Origin of the sequence: Microvirga sp. 17 mud 1-3 (assembly GCF_003151255.1) — a bacterium.
Taxonomy (GTDB): domain Bacteria; phylum Pseudomonadota; class Alphaproteobacteria; order Rhizobiales; family Beijerinckiaceae; genus Microvirga.
This window is the reverse complement of record NZ_CP029481.1, coordinates 1476465-1491053: the sequence shown is the minus strand read 5'-3', so window position 1 is coordinate 1491053 and position 14589 is coordinate 1476465. Positions and strand designations below refer to the sequence as shown.

Below are 14589 nucleotides of genomic sequence, written 5' to 3'. Positions count from 1 at the left end.
TTTTATCTTCCACGATGCCGTTTCGCGCATCATATGAAATTTTTTCTCACTTTCAAGAGAAAGCGAGAATTATTCTCTACACTAGGCCTGAATAAGAGATGGATGCCACCGATATCAAAATTCTGACCATTCTGCAGGAAGATGCGAGCATCTCGATCGCGGAACTGGCCCAACGGATCAATCTCTCCCAGACACCGTGCTGGAAACGGATTCAGCGGCTGGAAGCGACAGGCGTCATCCAACGGCGGGTTGCGATCGTCGATCCCGAGAAGGTCGGCCTTGGGTTGACCGTCTTCGTCTCCATCGAGACGTCGGACCATTCGGGGCAATGGCTGCAGCGTTTTGCCGAATTCGTGTCCGCCATGCCGGAGGTGATGGAGTTCTACCGGATGGCGGGCGACGTGGACTACATGCTGCGCGTCGTCGTGTCCGACATGGCCGCCTATGACCGCTTCTACAAGCGGCTGATCGACGAAATCCCGCTCAAGAACGTGACGTCCCGCTTCGCCATGCAGCGAGTCAAATCGACCACTGCCTATTCGCTCGCGGCTCAGGGCTGAGCAATCCTCGCGGACTACGCAGCCTTGAGTCCACCCGATGCCACGCGGAGCCGCACGGCGTCCGCACTTTCGCGGACGAGGACGGAGAGCCGCCGCTGCAGCGCCGGATCCTCGATGCGCCCGTCGACGAACGAGGCATCGGACAGGAACACGCCGGTCGGCAAGGTCTGCGCATTGAAGAACCCGAAAAGCGGCCGCAGCTGGTGATCGATCACGAGGGCATGTCGATCCGATCCGCCCGTCGCAAGGAGCGCCACGGGCACGCCTGCCAGGGACTTGTAGTCGACGAGATCCATGAAATGCTTGAACAGGCCCGTATAGGATCCCTTGTAGACGGGCGATGCGACCACGAGCAGATCGGCCCGCTCCACTGAGGCCAGCGCATCCTCCAAGCTGGGTGACGCCTGCTCGCGCGTGCGCACCATCAGGCTAGGCACCAGTTCGGCGATGTCGACAAGACCCGCCCCGGCGCCGGTCTCCTGCACGATCCTTCGCTGAATCTCGGTGACGAGGCTGCGCGTGCGGGAGCGGAGGGTCGGACTGCCGGAGATGGCGACGATATGGGGCATGATGCTCTTCTGGCTTGTCATGCTTCCAAGCGTCTCCGGTAGGGAGGCTTCGATCAATAGAATCTTATTTCAAAGATCGTCCGGATCCTGGAAGGATCACCCCTATATCGGGCGGCGGAAAGAAACCCCTTCTCGGCACGATGGTGAGGTGGCTTCAGGCACCTGACGAGAGAGATGCAACGCGCCCGGCCGGATCTCGCGTGGTGCGCTTTACGGCTTCTTCCCGCGCCGGAATATGCGCTCGAGCCAGCTTGCGAATGAACCGAGGCCGATCTTCGACAGCAGCGCATAGAACAGGCTCGGATTCTGGGCAGCATCGCCCCGGCCGTAGCTCTTCAGCCAGAATCGACGCCCCATCGGGATCTTCGACATGTCGAGATCCTTGAATCCGAATGGGGGCAAGCAATGCGCGGTATAGCCCGGATAACCTGCATAGCCGCTGCGACCCGGATGCACGATGAAGCCCGCCTCACGCTTTCCCGGATCAGGCGATATCTTCCGATAGATCCGGTTCCCATCCATCACGGTGCCCAGATACTGGCCGTTGAGATCCACGATGTCGTTGTCGCCCCATGGAAACCAGCCGATCCAGTTGCCTTTTCGATCGAACAGGTAGCGATCGCCGGGATAGCGCCGGAAGGCGATCCAATCTCCCATCGAGCTGAAGAAGTGTTGCACCCTGACAGAGGCATCCCCAATCTTCATGGGCAGGGCGGGGTTGAACAGAATGGGCTCGCTGATGGGAGCGGCCGCCTGAGGAGCAATGCCGCCGACTTCCGTCGCCGTTGGCGACGGCTGGCGTGCCGGTGCTCCGGCCTCGCGAATGGGCTTCAGCGGCAGGAGCGTATGGGTGGAGACCCAACCGATTTCCCGTTGGGTCGGAACCAGATAGGCGCGGCCCTGCTCCATCTTCTCGACACGGCAGGCCAGGGTCCTCTTGTCGCCGGGGGGCTGATACACGACATTCGCGCCGACATAGAGACGATTGCCTTTCGCATCGCGGACCGCATCGTCCTCCGAAGCTTCGCCGGATACGACATCCTCCTCGACGTCGCGGCTGGTCGCCTTGGAGCGCTCGACCGCATCGAGAACAAGCCGTGCAACCTCCCGATGGCGATTGCCGACGATCCGCGATGCCGGCTGCGTCCGCTCCGGGTTCCAGGTGCCGCCGATCTTGGCGAGCAACTCTGCGACAAGTTCGACTTCTTCTTCCGACAATTCCGCCCCCGCGCCCTGTCTTTTATGATTTCACGATAGAGCCGCCTGTAAAACGAACCGTAAAACGGTCTGCAGAGAGACGGTGACGACTTCAGCATACGAAGATGCTGCGCAAAGGCCTTCAGGAATCCAGCAGCAGGAGTGTGTGAACAGACACCCAGCCGACCTCCCGCTGCGCCGGGACAAGAAAAGCCCGACCATGCTCCATCCGCTCGATACGGCAGGTCAGCGCTCTCTTCTCACCAGGGGGCGATACACGACGGTCGCGCCCACATGGAGCTGGTCCTCTCCGGCAAAGCTGAAGGCCCGGCCCTCCGGTGTCGCATCGGAGGGAGAGCCTGTCTCCAGGGCCTCTTCTTCAGCCGCCTTCGATCGCTCGACCGCATCGAGGATGAGGCGTGCAACCTCGCGATGACGGTTGCTCACGGGTCTCAGGGCCGGTTTCGTCCGCTCGGGATACCAGGCGCCGCCGACCCTAGCGAGCAATTCCGCAACAAGCTCTACTTCCTCTTCGGACACGTCGTTTCCCCCGGCGATTATACTTAACTTGCAATATAACGGCACCGCTTGCCCAAAGGTAAACAAGTTCTCGTAGAGTTTTCGGGCAATGAAAATTGTATTGAGCTGCGCGCACTACGGCCGCGTCGCATGCCAGCCGGACCGGTCGCAATCCGGCAAGGCCTCATCCGCGGGCGGGAAGAGTGCCTTGATTACTGCCGGCTTCGCGTGATAGGGACCACCACTCGCCCGCGAGGGCGTTTCCGATCTGGCCGCCGTGCCATGTCGTGATGTCGGAGTGTAGCGCAGTCTGGTAGCGCACCACGTTCGGGACGTGGGGGTCGCAGGTTCAAATCCTGCCACTCCGACCATTCTTCTCCCGCAAGTTCAATCAGGGACAATCTGTCTCAACGGCTCCGGGGCCGTGGGGGCATGTCGATCGTCACGAGTTCGCCGGTCAGGGGGTCGAGGATCGTCATGGCTTACTCCTGTACGCGTTGTGCAGGATCAACGCGTCAGCATGCCGTAAGATCAAAGCCCGTTCGGATCGTGGTAAGCAATTCGTTACTGGAGAGGGATGCGGTCGCACTGGCCGCGAGAGGAACCGGGCCTTAAGCGGATGGCCGAACCAAATTTTCGGCACCCCTTCTGATCGGGAGAATTGTCCTCATGACCAACGCCCACCTCACGCATGTCTGGGCCCCTCGCGCGCTCGGCATCCTGCGCATCGTTGCGGCGCTCATCTTCATGGCTCACGGCACCCAGAAGCTCCTGGGCTTCCCGGCCTCGCCTAACCCGGGCCCGGCGATGATGAGCCTGTCGTGGATCGCGGGCGTTCTGGAGCTCGTCGGCGGCGCGCTGCTCGCGCTCGGCCTGTTCACACGTCCTGTCGCCTTCCTTCTGTCGGGGCAGATGGCTGTCGCCTACTGGATGGCGCATGCGCCGCGCAGCTTCTTTCCGGTGCTGAACGGCGGCGATGCCGCCATTCTCTATTGCTTCGTGTTTCTCTACATCTTCACGGCCGGCAGCGGCGCCTGGAGCCTGGACAACCTGCGCCGGCAAGGCGCGTGAGCGGCGCCTGCCTGCAAGCGCGCGGTGCGTCAGGTCCGGCCGAGCCCCTGTTCCTTGAGGCGCCGCACGCGCTCGTCCTCCATCTCGACTTCGGTACGCGCCGGGTCCGTCTCGTCGAGCGGGTTCGGCATCATGTCCGTGGTCAGGCCCGTAGTGGTCGATGCGGCAGCGCCGATCGGCGGCGCCGGCTCGTCCGACTCGTCGGCCTGCCAGGCGCTGCGGCGCTCCTCGATATCGACCCGCCCTTCGTCGTCGAGGATGTCGATAATCCGGCCCATCTCGGCCTCCTCGATCCTGACCGTCACCAGGGCGCCGCCGCGACGAATCCCCTCAGCGTAGACCTGCGCCTCCTCCTCATTGACGCCCGCATCCACCAGAGCGCCCACCAAGCCACCGACGGCAGCCCCGGCGCCTGCTCCCACAAGGGTCGAAACCAGCCAGCCCGCCGCGACAACGGGGCCGAGCCCCGGGATCGCGAGCATTCCAAGGCCGGCGAGCAGACCCGCGCCACCGCCAGCGAGCGTCCCGAGGGTGGCGGCGGTTCCGGTCGCATCGTTCCTGTCCGCGTCCGTGTCGAAGGAGCGGGTCGCATGGCGCGAATAAGCATCGTTGGCATTGCTCGCCACGACGCTGACCTCTTCGTGAGGGATTCCGGCCGCCTCCAGACGGGAGACGGCACGCGCCGCGCTGTCGTAATTGTCATAAAAAGCCGTGATCGTGTTTCGGGCCATAAAGAAATCTCCTGAGATGGCAGCGCTGCGACGTTTGCCGGGACCTGTGCCCTGGCGGACTTACTTCGACGCGACGTTGCCGCGGTAATCGAGCATCACCTCGACGCTTCTGCCGTCTCGCTGCGCCTTGCCATGCCAGATGCCCTGGTCGTCCTTGCGCAGGTCGGACACGTCGCTGAAGCCCAGCGCCTCGATACGGGAGCGGGCCTGCCCCTCCGTAAAGCTGTTGGCGCCTGGCGCTACGGCCCCGGTGCTTTCGGGGCTGCCCTTGGGCTTGAAATTGATCGCCGGGTTGAGACCCGGATTCTGCTCGGTCTGGGTCTGGGCGACGGCCGCCTGGCTCAGCAGGGCGACGGCCGCGGCGGCGAAAAGAAGACGCATGAAACGAGCCTTTCGGTTGAATATCTCCTGTGCCTAATGTGCGACAGGTTCGGCGGTTCCGTCCCGCACGGTCACGGTTACGGGATTCCTGCCCGTCTCCGCGCGCTGCGCGTGCTTGACGCCTTTTCCTTACGGATTGAGAAGGCTAGACAGGACAGGTCAAAAAGCGCCGGATCAAGGTGCGCGGGGGCTGACGACATGCGCCATATCCATCTCGACAACGGCTTGCGCCTCAGGTTTCCCGGGCGCGGTGAGGAATTCGACCAGGGCGTCGAGATCGGAATGCTGGCGGTGCTGATGGATTCGGGGCGGCCCGAGTTCAGCCGGAGAATCGGGCGCGACAACCTGGATCAGGTCCGCGCCATCGCTCGGCAGATGGGCTACTATGTCGTTGAAGATCAGGAACAGGAGGGCTTCGTCGACCTGACGTTCCGCCATGGCTCGGCGCGTCCGAAGCTCAAGGTCGTGCATTCGGCCGGCTGACGCACAGTCCCGCGCCAGACTTTCCCATGAAAAAAGCCGCCCGGTTGGGCGGCTTTTCGTTATCGCAGGACAGTTCGAGGCGGTCAGCCCCGGCGGGTGAAGGTCCAGGCCGCCTTCATCAGGGCGGCGGCGAGCGCCGTCTTCACGATTGTTGCAGCCACGAAGGGCGCAGCGCCCACGGTCCAGGCCTTGGCGAAGGGCATCATGGCGGACAGCCAGCCAAGACCCACGGCGAAGATCACCGCATGGCCGATGGTCATCATGACGACGACCCGGCCGAGGGAACGGTCCCAACCCCGCTCGGCCATGGCGCCCATCACGAGGGCGGCGGCCAGGAAGCCGAAGAGGAAGCCTCCGGTTGGGCTGAAGAAATAGCCGATCCCGGCCGGCAGCGGCGGCGTGTTCGCGAAGACCGGCATGCCCATGGCGCCTTCGGCGAGATAAAGCGCCACAGTGGCGCCGCCGAGGCGCCAGCCATAGGACGCGCCGATGAGGAGGACCACCATGGTCTGCATGGTCATCGGCACGTAGGGCAGAGGCACCTGCACCTTCGCCGAGATCGTCAGGAGCGCCGTACCCGCGACCATCAGCACAATGGCGCGAAGGGCGGCGAAGCGGGCATCGTTCCGGGAAGGCCAGAGCAGGCCCACCAGGGTGGACGGCGAGGCAAGGGGCGTAACGCCAGTCGTCATCGAGAGATCTCCAGATCGTTCCGCCATTCGCAGGCGGTTCCGGACGCCTTATAGGTGGCTCGTGCGAACGTCTCAAGCCGCAGCCGGTCCGGCTGCCGACACCGGGAGAGACAAGTCCATGGCGGATGACCTGACCTTCGACGCGACCCCTCCCGACAGCCCCGGACGATGCGTACGCCTGAGCCGCCTGGTCCGCCGAATCGTCGCCGACAATTCAGGGCCCATCACCTTCACGGGGACCTGCAGCTACATCGTCGGCCGGGGCCAGGTCGCCATCCTGGATCCGGGGCCGGACAGCCCGGAGCATGTCGCAGCGCTGCTTGCTGCCGTACGGGGCGAGACCGTGACCCACGTCCTCGTCACCCATACCCACAGGGATCATTCGCCGGCCGCACGGGCCATCGTGGCCGCGACAGGAGCACGCCTCGTCGGCTGCGGCCCGCATCGCAGCGCCCGCGCCCTGGCGGCCGAGGAGGTCAACTTCCTCGAGGCGAGCTCCGACAGGGACTATGTTCCGGACGAGGAGATGCGCGAGGGAGACCGGATCTCGGGCCAGGGCTGGAGCCTGACGGCCGTCGAGACCCCCGGCCATATGGCGAACCACCTGGCTTTCCATCTGCCGGAGGAGAATGCGCTGTTCTCAGGGGACCACGTGATGGCCTGGTCCACCACCGTGATCGCCCCGCCGGACGGCTCCATGAGCGACTTCATGGCATCCCTGGAGAAACTGCGCGGACGGGACGAGCGCTTCTACTGGCCGGGCCATGGCGGGCCGGTGCGGGAGCCACAGCGTTTCGTGCGCGCCCTCGCCCACCACCGCCGCCAGCGCGAGGTGTCCATTCTCAACCGGCTCGCGGCGGGGGACCGGACAATTCCAGCCATCGTGGCTGCCATCTATCAGGGTCTCAAGCCTGCCTTGATCGGGGCCGCGGGACTGTCCGTCTTCGCCCACCTGGAGGATCTGGTGGCCCGGGGTGCGGTGACTACGGAAGGTCCGCCTTCCCTCGACGGCGAATACAGGCTCGCCTGACCCTGCTTAATCGATCGCAAGCGCCTGATTGGCTGTCTCGTCCAGGAAGGCGCGGATGCGCGCCGCGTTCGTCCCGAGATCGTGGGAGCCCAGGCGCGACGCGGAGCGGATGTCGATGCGCGTCCCGTCGACCCGGGGCCTGATCCGCACGGTCACGTCCTCCGGCAGCTTCAGAGGAAAGGTCCGGTCCACCGCTTCCAGGCGCCCGGTCCCCATGCGTCCGCCGGGGGGCACCGCCTCGATGATCTGCCAGCCGAGCCGCTCGGCCGCCTTGCGCGCCACCTCGAAGGCTTGATCGGGCGCGATATCGAGAGTCAGGGGTGCAATGCGGATATAGGCACTCCGCTGGGCCTCCCGCACCTCGGGAGAGGGATCCGGAGGCACACGGCCGCCTCTTGCGTCCAGAGCAGCCCGAGACCGGGAGAAGGTCGGCGGGTCCTCCGTATCGGTGCTGACGTCGGTGATCGGCGGCAGGGTGGCGGCCTTCATGGCCATCCAGGCCGGGTAGGCCAGCACCAGCCCGGCGACGATGAGCCCCCTCACCGCATAGCCGAGACCGCGCCGTCCCTCCTGCCAGATCCGGATGAAGGCCAGAAAGGCCAGCGCGACCGCAAGTACCGCCACCAGAATTCCGGCCGCGAGGGCCACGAGACCGGACTGGTAATCGATCCAGCCGAAGCGGACCAGGCCAGCCGCGATGGCCGTGGCCGCGAGCGCGAACCACGCGACGGCGGGCGACCATTTTGCCGGTCGTGAATAGGGTTCCTCGATGATCAGGTGTCGCATCAGGACGTCTTACAAATCTCTTTGAGCGCACGCCACTCCTCATCGGCAAGAAGCGGCGGCCCAGCCTGAGCCGGAACGAGCCGTTCGAGAGCCGAAAGACGCCGATCGGTGACCGGATGGGTGGAGAGAAATGCCGGAATCCTGCTTTCGTTCCCCTCGATGCGCTTGAGGAGATGCGCCATCGCGCCAGCAGGCCGGCCAAGGGCCGTCATAGTCTCTCCCGCGAAGGTATCCGCCGCCATCTCGGCTTCCCGCGAATAGGCATTGTCGACCAGCATCCGGCTGGCAAGCACGAGGGCGCCGCCGCCGGTGACATCGCCGAACAGCAGGCCGAAGAGATAGGACGTGCCGCCCGCCTGAATCAGCTTGCGCAGGCTGTCGCGATGGCGCGCATGACCGATCTCGTGAGCCAGCACGCCCGCGATCTCGTCGGGTGTTTCGGCCCGGTCGAGGAGGGCCCGGAACAGATAGATCCGGCCGCCCGGAAGCGTGATGGCGTTCGGCACTGACGAATCCACGACCAGAATATCCACATCGGTCGGCAGGGAATGGACATTCCTCAGCCACTTGGTGAGCGTCGCCAAAGCGGCCGAACCGCCAGGATCAGCGCAGATTTTTCCGCTGAAGACCAACCGGACCTGGTTATCGACCGCGCGACCGAGGCGCTGTTCCCAGGACATGGGGATCAGGGGCGCCATACGCTCGGCCATGAGGGGGACGAGGAAGAAGACGCAGAGGATGATCGAGACGGCGGCGGCCAGGGACCAGAAGAGGATGCGACCGGTCTTTTCTTTCGCGTCGGTCCCGTCGAGAGCCTTGCAATGGAGCCTGACCGCGGCCTGATCGGACGGATCGCCGATATCGAGGCGGGCGAGCGAGGCCCCGCCCTCGAGAATGAGCCGGAGCACCCCCTCAGGCGCATCCGCGCGCCGGACCTTCCCGACTGGCCAGGAAGCGATCCATTCGCCCGCCTCCTCGATGTCGAGGCTGGAGGCCGAGACCCTGATCGCAACGGATCTGCGGCGGGCGACAGCCCCGTCGTAAAACACTGCCGTCGCCATGGTAAATCCCCTGCCCGGCCGCGCCTCGCGGTGAAATCGCGCCCCGGACGCCTCAGATCCCTACGTTGAAGTCGAGCGCGTCCGCAAGGCCTTCGCCCAGAACCCCAGCGGGACGCCCCGCCGCAACGGCGCTGGCGAGGGTTTCGAGATTCGAGACGGACAGGGACCCGACGATCACCGCCCATAGGCCACGGCCCATGAAATAGCGCTGGATGACGCCAAGGCCGAGGAACAGGACGAGATAGGCCAGCATCCCCACCGCGACCACGATCCCGGCATTCGCCAGTTCCGTCCCCAGGTCGGAGGCATCCGCCTCGCCTTGCGTCAGGATCGCGTTGAAGCTGCCCAGCATGGGAATCAGCGCCTCCCGGAAGACATAACCGATGACGCAGACCACAAGGCCGAAGCAAAGCACGAAGGCCAGCGCCGAGAGGATCGTCTTGAGAAAGATGCCGTAGAAGGCGCCGATCCGTAGATCGCTGGATATTGCGGCCTGTCCGAAACGGACGCCCTCCAGCTGCCAGCGCGCGAAGATGGCCATTGCGATGGGCCAGAGCGCGAGGAACACGAGGACGACCGACAACGGAACGAGGATCCCCCAGAAACTCGCCGTCTCGGGCGCCCGCTTCGGCATGAGGGCGAAGATCGTCGGAGTGCCGATGGTCAAGGCGAGTCCGAGCGCCCACAGCCCTATTCCGCGCTTGAACAGGGTCCAGCCGGTCCCGACGAAATCCCCCTGAACATTTCCATAATAGGTGTGCCGCATCCGGTAGCGTTCGAGCGACGCGGAGGCCCAGGGCAATGCAAGACCGAGGGTCAGGACCGTCGCGATGTCCCACAGGATCGCCCGGAAGGCGTAAGCCCAGCCGCGCCCCGTCATCCAGAAGCGGACGCCGCGAAAAACCGTGCGGCTCGCGCGGTAGCGGCGGGCGCGATAGACGCCGAAATGGGCAAGTACATAGAGGATCAGGACGAGCGGCAGGCTGGCCAGCGCCTGCTGCTCCTCGAGGATCAGCCCGAGAATGAAATATCCGAGATAGATCGGCGTCAGGACCGCGAGGGCGATGAGGAAACCGATCAGGAGCTCCTTGGCCGAGCCGATATACTCGAAGCTCTCACCCGCAACCTGCGTGTTGGACCACAGATGCCGACGCAGCTTCGTGAGGAGCCAGAACCGATAGAAGCCGAAGGTCGGAATCTGGAAAAGGCTGCCGGTGACGAGGAGCCTCAGGAACTCGCCTCCCCGGCCTGAGAAGGACATGGGCGCGGATCCGACCGCCGGAGGGGCGTGTTCGGAAGCGAGAGAAGCGGTCATTGGGCGAACCTCGGAAATCTATCGAAACTCTATAACAAGAACATTGTCAGGGAAATTCCCTTGAGCTAAGCCTTACCCCCCATCCACAGCCTGCCCCATCGGGGGCATCATCGTTTCGGGATCGCGGGTGACGAGACAAAAGGTTCCGAAGTAAACTATCCTGAATCGTGAGGATATGGTGCCCTTGACGTCCCCCTTTCCGCCTCCCGCGCACGCCGCCGTCGATCCGCTCCGGGTCTGGTTCCGTTTCATCCGGCTGCACCGGCGCGCCACGAACACGGTCGCGACGGAACTCAAGGCCCTGGGTCTCTCCATTCCACAATTCGACCTGCTCTCCACCCTGACCGAACAGGAGGGCCTCAGCCAGCAGGAGTTGGCCGAGCGTCTCTATGTGACCAAGGGCAACGTATCGGGCCTCCTCGACCGGATGGTGGAGGCCGATCTGGTGGAGCGTCGCGCCATTCCGGGAGACCGCAGGTCCAACGCCCTCTATCTGACACCAAAGGGGCGCGCGCTCGCGGAGCGCGGCATCGCGGCACAGCGTTCCTATGTAGAGGGCACCCTCGGATCCCTGCCCCCGGAGGATCTGGCCGACCTGGAGCGCATCGTTCTGGCCTGGCGCGACCGGGCACGGGCGGCCGAAGAGGAAACGCTCACCCGGACCGGGCGCTGAACTCCGCCCGATCCCGTTAACTAGGCCCTATCAGCCCTGCCCCGAGCGGCCACCTGAGCGCGTCCGCGTTCACCTGCAATTAAGGCTATGCCTGCCATGTCCGGCCCAGCCAGCAAATGACCATGACTTGGCCCCGAAGTAGCCCCGAGGGTCGGGTTCATGGTGGCAAGTCCTAAAATGGACTGCTTCCCAGGGAGAATTCTTGTGACGACGCCAATTGCCGAACGTGACCCCCAACAGCTCAACCGTCCTGCCGAGCGGCCTCAGCAGCCGGCCTTCAAGCCCGTTGCGCTCCCGGCCCTCGCGGCTGCGGTCCAGGCGGCGAGCCTTCAGAGCCCGCGCCCCCAGCCGAACGAGCTTCCGGCGATCCTTCGCAAGGAAGCGATGACGGACTGACGATCCTGAAGGCGGGAGGCCACCCCCCGCCTTAACGGACGATGACCTTCGCGTTCACGTCGACGCGGTTGTAGAGATCGACCACGTCGATGTTGCGCATCCGGATGCAACCGGACGAGACGGCAAGGCCGATCTTCTCCGGCTCGTTCGTGCCGTGGATGCGGTAGAGCGTATCCTTGTTCCCTTCGAAGAGATAAAGCGCCCGGGCGCCCAAGGGGTTCTCCGGACCACCCTTCGTGAACCTCACGTGCGGCCAGCGCGCCTTCATCTCGGCCGGCGGGTTCCAGTCCGGCCACTCGGCCTTGCGGGCGACTCGGGCCGTCCCGGTCCAGCCATAGGCCTCGTCGCCGACTGCGACGCCGTAGCGGATCACCTTCTTGCCGGGCATCACGTAGTAGAGAAACCGCTCCTTGGTATCGACCACCACCGTTCCGGGCGCCTCGCCCGTCGGGTCGTCCATCAGGTAGCGCCCGTAGCGCAGATCCTCCTGAGCCTTCGGGACCAAGGCCATCCATTCGCTGTCGCGGGACGAAACCTGTGGGTCGGGAACGCCCTTGAACGTGCAGCCGGCGAGAACCGCCGCGGCGGCGAAGACGAGGGATAGGCTTGAAAGACGCATGGTCAAAGCTCTTGAAGGGCCTCTGGAGCCGGTTGGGTAACGCGGCAATACGGCAAAGGTCCCATACTTCATTGGGATGATTCGTCCACCATGCCACGGCTTTTGCCGCAAGTGTGTTGCGTCGCAACAACAGCGACCCGCTCTGTCGAACATCCACACCGTTGACGCTACGATATGGATGCTTCGCGGTCCCTTGATGGACACGTGCCCCTGGGGCTGCGACAGTACTGGCGCCGATCCTCCGCGATCCCAGGATTTCCCGTTCCAGCATGTCCACGCTCTACATTACCCATCCGGCCGCCCTCGATCACCAGACGCCCCTCGGGCATCCCGAAAGGCCGGAGCGCATCCGCGCCATCGAGGGCGTGCTGGAGAAGGAGCGATTTGCATCGCTCATCCGCGAGCAGGCCCCCATGGCCGAGATGGAAAGCCTGACCCTCGCCCATCCCGAGCATTACGTGGTGGGACTGCGCGACATCGCCCCCCGGGAGGGTCTGGTCCGGATCGACGAGGATACCGTCATGTCTCCCGGCACCTTCGAGGCGGCGCTCCGCGGCGCGGGCGGGGCCGTCCTGGCCGTGGACGAGGTCATGACCGGCAGGGTCGAGAATGCCTTCGTGGCCATGCGTCCGCCGGGGCATCATGCGGAGCGGACCCGGGCCATGGGCTTCTGCTTCTTCAATAACGCGGCCATCGCGGCCCGCCATGCCCAAAGCCGGCACGGGGCGCAACGGGTCGCGATTCTCGATTGGGACGTGCATCACGGGAACGGCACCCAGGACATCCTCTGGCGCGACCCGACGGTGATGTACTGCTCGACCCACGAGATGCCGCTCTATCCCGGAACAGGAGCGGCCTCCGAGCGCGGCGAATGCGACACCATTGTCAATGCGCCGCTCGCACCGGGCAGCGATGGCGCCGTCTTCCGTGACGCGATGGAAAGTCTCGTCCTGCCGCGCATCGAGGCCTTCGCGCCGGACCTGATCGTAATTTCCGCTGGCTTCGACGCCCATTGGCGCGATCCGCTCGCGAGCCTCAACTTCACGGAAGCCGATTTCGCCTGGGCGACCGTGAAGATGATGGACTTGGCGGACAGGTTCTGCGGCGGACGGCTCGTCTCGGTCCTCGAGGGCGGCTACGACCTCGAGGGCCTGTCGAGATCCACCGCGGCCCATATGGATGCGCTCATGGGCCGGGACGTGCGGATCTGATCATTACTGGTCGAGGGATTCCTCGCCCAGCAGCTCGATCCCGAAACCGCTCAAGCCCACATAGGACCTGCTCGTGGTCGCGAGGTTGCGGATCGAGACGACGCCGAGATCCTTCAGGATCTGTGCCCCAAGGCCCACCTCGCGCCACTGGCTGGAGCGCATGGCTTCGGACGCGGTGCTCTCGCTGTCGGAGAAGCTCGTGGTCGGCACGCCGGCAGTGCCGTCGCGCAGATAGACCAGAACGCCCTTGCCCTCTTTGGCGAAGCGCCTCAGGGCGGCCGCGATGGTCTTGCCGCCTTCGAACACGTCCGTCAGGGCGTTGGCCCGATGAAGGCGCACGGGGATGTCGGTGCCGTCGCCGATGCGGCCATGCACCAGCGCCATGTGCTGGACGCTGTCGAAGGGCGTCGAATAGGCGTAGCCCGTCAGGGTGCCCCACTCGGTCTCGACCGGGAAGGTCGCGATGCGCTCGACGAGCTTCTCCCGCGCCTGCCGATAGGCGATGAGGTCCGCGACCGAGATGCGCTTCAGCCCGTGCTTTTCGGCGAAAGCCGAAATCTGTTCGCCCTTCATGACCGTGCCGTCATCGTTGGCGAGTTCGCAGATCACGCCCACGGGCGGCAGACCGGCGAGGCGGCAGAGATCGACGGCGGCTTCCGTATGGCCGGAGCGCATGAGCACGCCGCCATCCTTGGCGACGAGCGGGAAGACATGGCCCGGACGCACGAAATCGCCCGCGCCCATATTGTTGTTGGCAAGCGCCCGCACCGTATTGGTGCGCTGCTCGGCCGAAATGCCGGTCGTGAGGCCATGCTTCACGTCCACCGTCACCGTGAAGGCGGTGCCGAGCGGCGCGTCATTGGAGGCGACCATCGGATCGAGGCGAAGGCGCCGCGCCTCGGCAGCCGTGAGCGGCGCGCAGACGATGCCGCAGGTGTTCCGAATGATGAACGCCATTTTCTCGGGCGTGCAGAGGGAGGCCGCGACGATGAGGTCGCCCTCGTTCTCGCGGTCGTCGTCGTCCGTGACGATGACGATCTCGCCCCGGGCGAAGGCCTCGATGGCTTCGGTGACGGAATGGAGCATGCGACCCTCCTTCAGGGGCGTCGGCAGGAAATCATTGGGAGTGACGGCGCCGCGGGTCTCCCGCGCGATGAGCGCGGCGGTATCCCGGGACATCCAGGCATGGTCGTTGTTGCACAGCTGCGTGACGGCCGCCGGCGTGACGCCGATCCGTCGGGCGAATTCCACCCGGGAGACACGTTTACGGGACAGCCAATCGGCAAGCTTCATGC

18 protein-coding genes and 1 tRNA gene are annotated in these 14589 nt (G+C 64.8%); 8 read left to right on the top strand and 11 right to left on the bottom strand.

From position 1 onward, the window contains the following. Nucleotides 1-98 precede the first annotated feature (98 nt). Nucleotides 99-560, top strand: a complete 462-nt coding sequence (locus tag C4E04_RS06960) for an Lrp/AsnC family transcriptional regulator (RefSeq protein WP_109596152.1) — start codon at nucleotides 99-101, stop codon at nucleotides 558-560. Nucleotides 561-574: 14 nt separating this feature from the next. Here C4E04_RS06960 and C4E04_RS06955 read toward each other — a convergent pair whose 3' ends face one another. The 3 genes from C4E04_RS06955 to C4E04_RS06945 form a co-directional block, all read right to left on the bottom strand. Then, nucleotides 575-1150, bottom strand: coding sequence for an NAD(P)H-dependent oxidoreductase (locus tag C4E04_RS06955; RefSeq protein WP_245416262.1), 576 nt, complete (start codon nucleotides 1148-1150; stop codon nucleotides 575-577). 189 nt (nucleotides 1151-1339) lie between these two features. Continuing rightward, a complete protein-coding gene (locus tag C4E04_RS06950) occupies nucleotides 1340-2347 on the bottom strand; it encodes a hypothetical protein (RefSeq protein ID WP_162559306.1) in 1008 nt (335 codons plus the stop codon). Between the two features lie 225 nt (nucleotides 2348-2572). Then, nucleotides 2573-2866, bottom strand: a complete 294-nt coding sequence (locus tag C4E04_RS06945; RefSeq protein WP_162559305.1) for a hypothetical protein — start codon at nucleotides 2864-2866, stop codon at nucleotides 2573-2575. Nucleotides 2867-3139: 273 nt separating this feature from the next. Between C4E04_RS06945 and C4E04_RS06940 the strand changes: the two genes are divergently transcribed. Together C4E04_RS06940 and C4E04_RS06935 are read left to right on the top strand one after the other, a co-directional pair. Next, nucleotides 3140-3216, top strand: a tRNA-Pro gene (locus tag C4E04_RS06940). A 298-nt stretch (nucleotides 3217-3514) separates the two neighbouring features. Continuing rightward, a complete protein-coding gene (locus C4E04_RS06935; RefSeq protein WP_109596146.1) occupies nucleotides 3515-3916 on the top strand; it encodes a DoxX family protein in 402 nt (133 codons plus the stop codon). A gap of 29 nt (nucleotides 3917-3945) precedes the next feature. Here the strand turns inward: C4E04_RS06935 and C4E04_RS06930 are convergent, their stop codons facing one another. Both C4E04_RS06930 and C4E04_RS06925 read right to left on the bottom strand, forming a co-directional pair. Next, nucleotides 3946-4647 carry a hypothetical protein gene (locus C4E04_RS06930; protein WP_109596144.1) on the bottom strand — a complete coding sequence of 234 codons (702 nt, stop codon included), beginning with the start codon at nucleotides 4645-4647 and terminating at the stop codon, nucleotides 3946-3948. Nucleotides 4648-4707: 60 nt separating this feature from the next. Then, complete coding sequence (locus C4E04_RS06925; protein WP_109596141.1) at nucleotides 4708-5028, bottom strand: PepSY domain-containing protein; 321 nt, start codon at nucleotides 5026-5028, stop codon at nucleotides 4708-4710. Nucleotides 5029-5226: 198 nt separating this feature from the next. Between C4E04_RS06925 and C4E04_RS06920 the strand changes: the two genes are divergently transcribed. Beyond that, complete coding sequence (locus C4E04_RS06920; RefSeq protein ID WP_109596139.1) at nucleotides 5227-5511, top strand: hypothetical protein; 285 nt, start codon at nucleotides 5227-5229, stop codon at nucleotides 5509-5511. Between the two features lie 83 nt (nucleotides 5512-5594). Here the strand turns inward: C4E04_RS06920 and C4E04_RS06915 are convergent, their stop codons facing one another. Beyond that, nucleotides 5595-6203 (bottom strand): biotin transporter BioY, encoded by a 609-nt coding sequence (locus C4E04_RS06915; protein ID WP_109596137.1) that lies wholly within the window; start codon nucleotides 6201-6203, stop codon nucleotides 5595-5597. A 118-nt stretch (nucleotides 6204-6321) separates the two neighbouring features. On the opposite strand from C4E04_RS06915, the gene C4E04_RS06910 reads away from it, so the two are divergent. Continuing rightward, nucleotides 6322-7233, top strand: coding sequence for an MBL fold metallo-hydrolase (locus C4E04_RS06910; RefSeq protein ID WP_109596135.1), 912 nt, complete (start codon nucleotides 6322-6324; stop codon nucleotides 7231-7233). Nucleotides 7234-7239: 6 nt separating this feature from the next. On the opposite strand, the gene C4E04_RS06905 is transcribed toward C4E04_RS06910, so the two are convergent. The 3 genes from C4E04_RS06905 to C4E04_RS06895 are packed head-to-tail and all read right to left on the bottom strand — an operon-like array spanning nucleotide 7240 to nucleotide 10341. Next, the gene (locus C4E04_RS06905) at nucleotides 7240-8019 is read right to left on the bottom strand and encodes a DUF1499 domain-containing protein (protein ID WP_109596134.1); all 780 of its coding nucleotides are present in this window, start codon (nucleotides 8017-8019) and stop codon (nucleotides 7240-7242) included. Then, nucleotides 8019-9080, bottom strand: coding sequence for a M48 family metallopeptidase (locus C4E04_RS06900; protein WP_109596131.1), 1062 nt, complete (start codon nucleotides 9078-9080; stop codon nucleotides 8019-8021). The genes C4E04_RS06905 and C4E04_RS06900 overlap by 1 nt, the downstream gene beginning before the upstream one ends. Nucleotides 9081-9132: 52 nt before the next feature. Next, a complete protein-coding gene (locus C4E04_RS06895) occupies nucleotides 9133-10341 on the bottom strand; it encodes a DUF898 family protein (RefSeq protein ID WP_162559304.1) in 1209 nt (402 codons plus the stop codon). 238 nt (nucleotides 10342-10579) lie between these two features. Here C4E04_RS06895 and C4E04_RS06890 point away from each other — a divergent pair, with 238 nt between their 5' ends. Continuing rightward, a complete protein-coding gene (locus tag C4E04_RS06890) occupies nucleotides 10580-11068 on the top strand; it encodes a MarR family winged helix-turn-helix transcriptional regulator (protein ID WP_371682038.1) in 489 nt (162 codons plus the stop codon). 204 nt (nucleotides 11069-11272) lie between these two features. After that, a complete protein-coding gene (locus C4E04_RS06885) occupies nucleotides 11273-11464 on the top strand; it encodes a hypothetical protein (protein WP_109596125.1) in 192 nt (63 codons plus the stop codon). 31 nt (nucleotides 11465-11495) lie between these two features. Here the strand turns inward: C4E04_RS06885 and C4E04_RS06880 are convergent, their stop codons facing one another. Further along, the gene (locus tag C4E04_RS06880) at nucleotides 11496-12083 is read right to left on the bottom strand and encodes a L,D-transpeptidase (RefSeq protein ID WP_109596123.1); all 588 of its coding nucleotides are present in this window, start codon (nucleotides 12081-12083) and stop codon (nucleotides 11496-11498) included. A 269-nt stretch (nucleotides 12084-12352) separates the two neighbouring features. Between C4E04_RS06880 and C4E04_RS06875 the strand changes: the two genes are divergently transcribed. Then, a complete protein-coding gene (locus C4E04_RS06875) occupies nucleotides 12353-13294 on the top strand; it encodes a histone deacetylase family protein (protein ID WP_109596121.1) in 942 nt (313 codons plus the stop codon). 3 nt (nucleotides 13295-13297) lie between these two features. Here the strand turns inward: C4E04_RS06875 and ribB are convergent, their stop codons facing one another. Continuing rightward, entirely contained in the window at nucleotides 13298-14587 is a 1290-nt protein-coding gene (gene ribB / locus C4E04_RS06870; protein ID WP_174219258.1) for a 3,4-dihydroxy-2-butanone-4-phosphate synthase, read from the bottom strand. Nucleotides 14588-14589 lie beyond the last annotated feature (2 nt).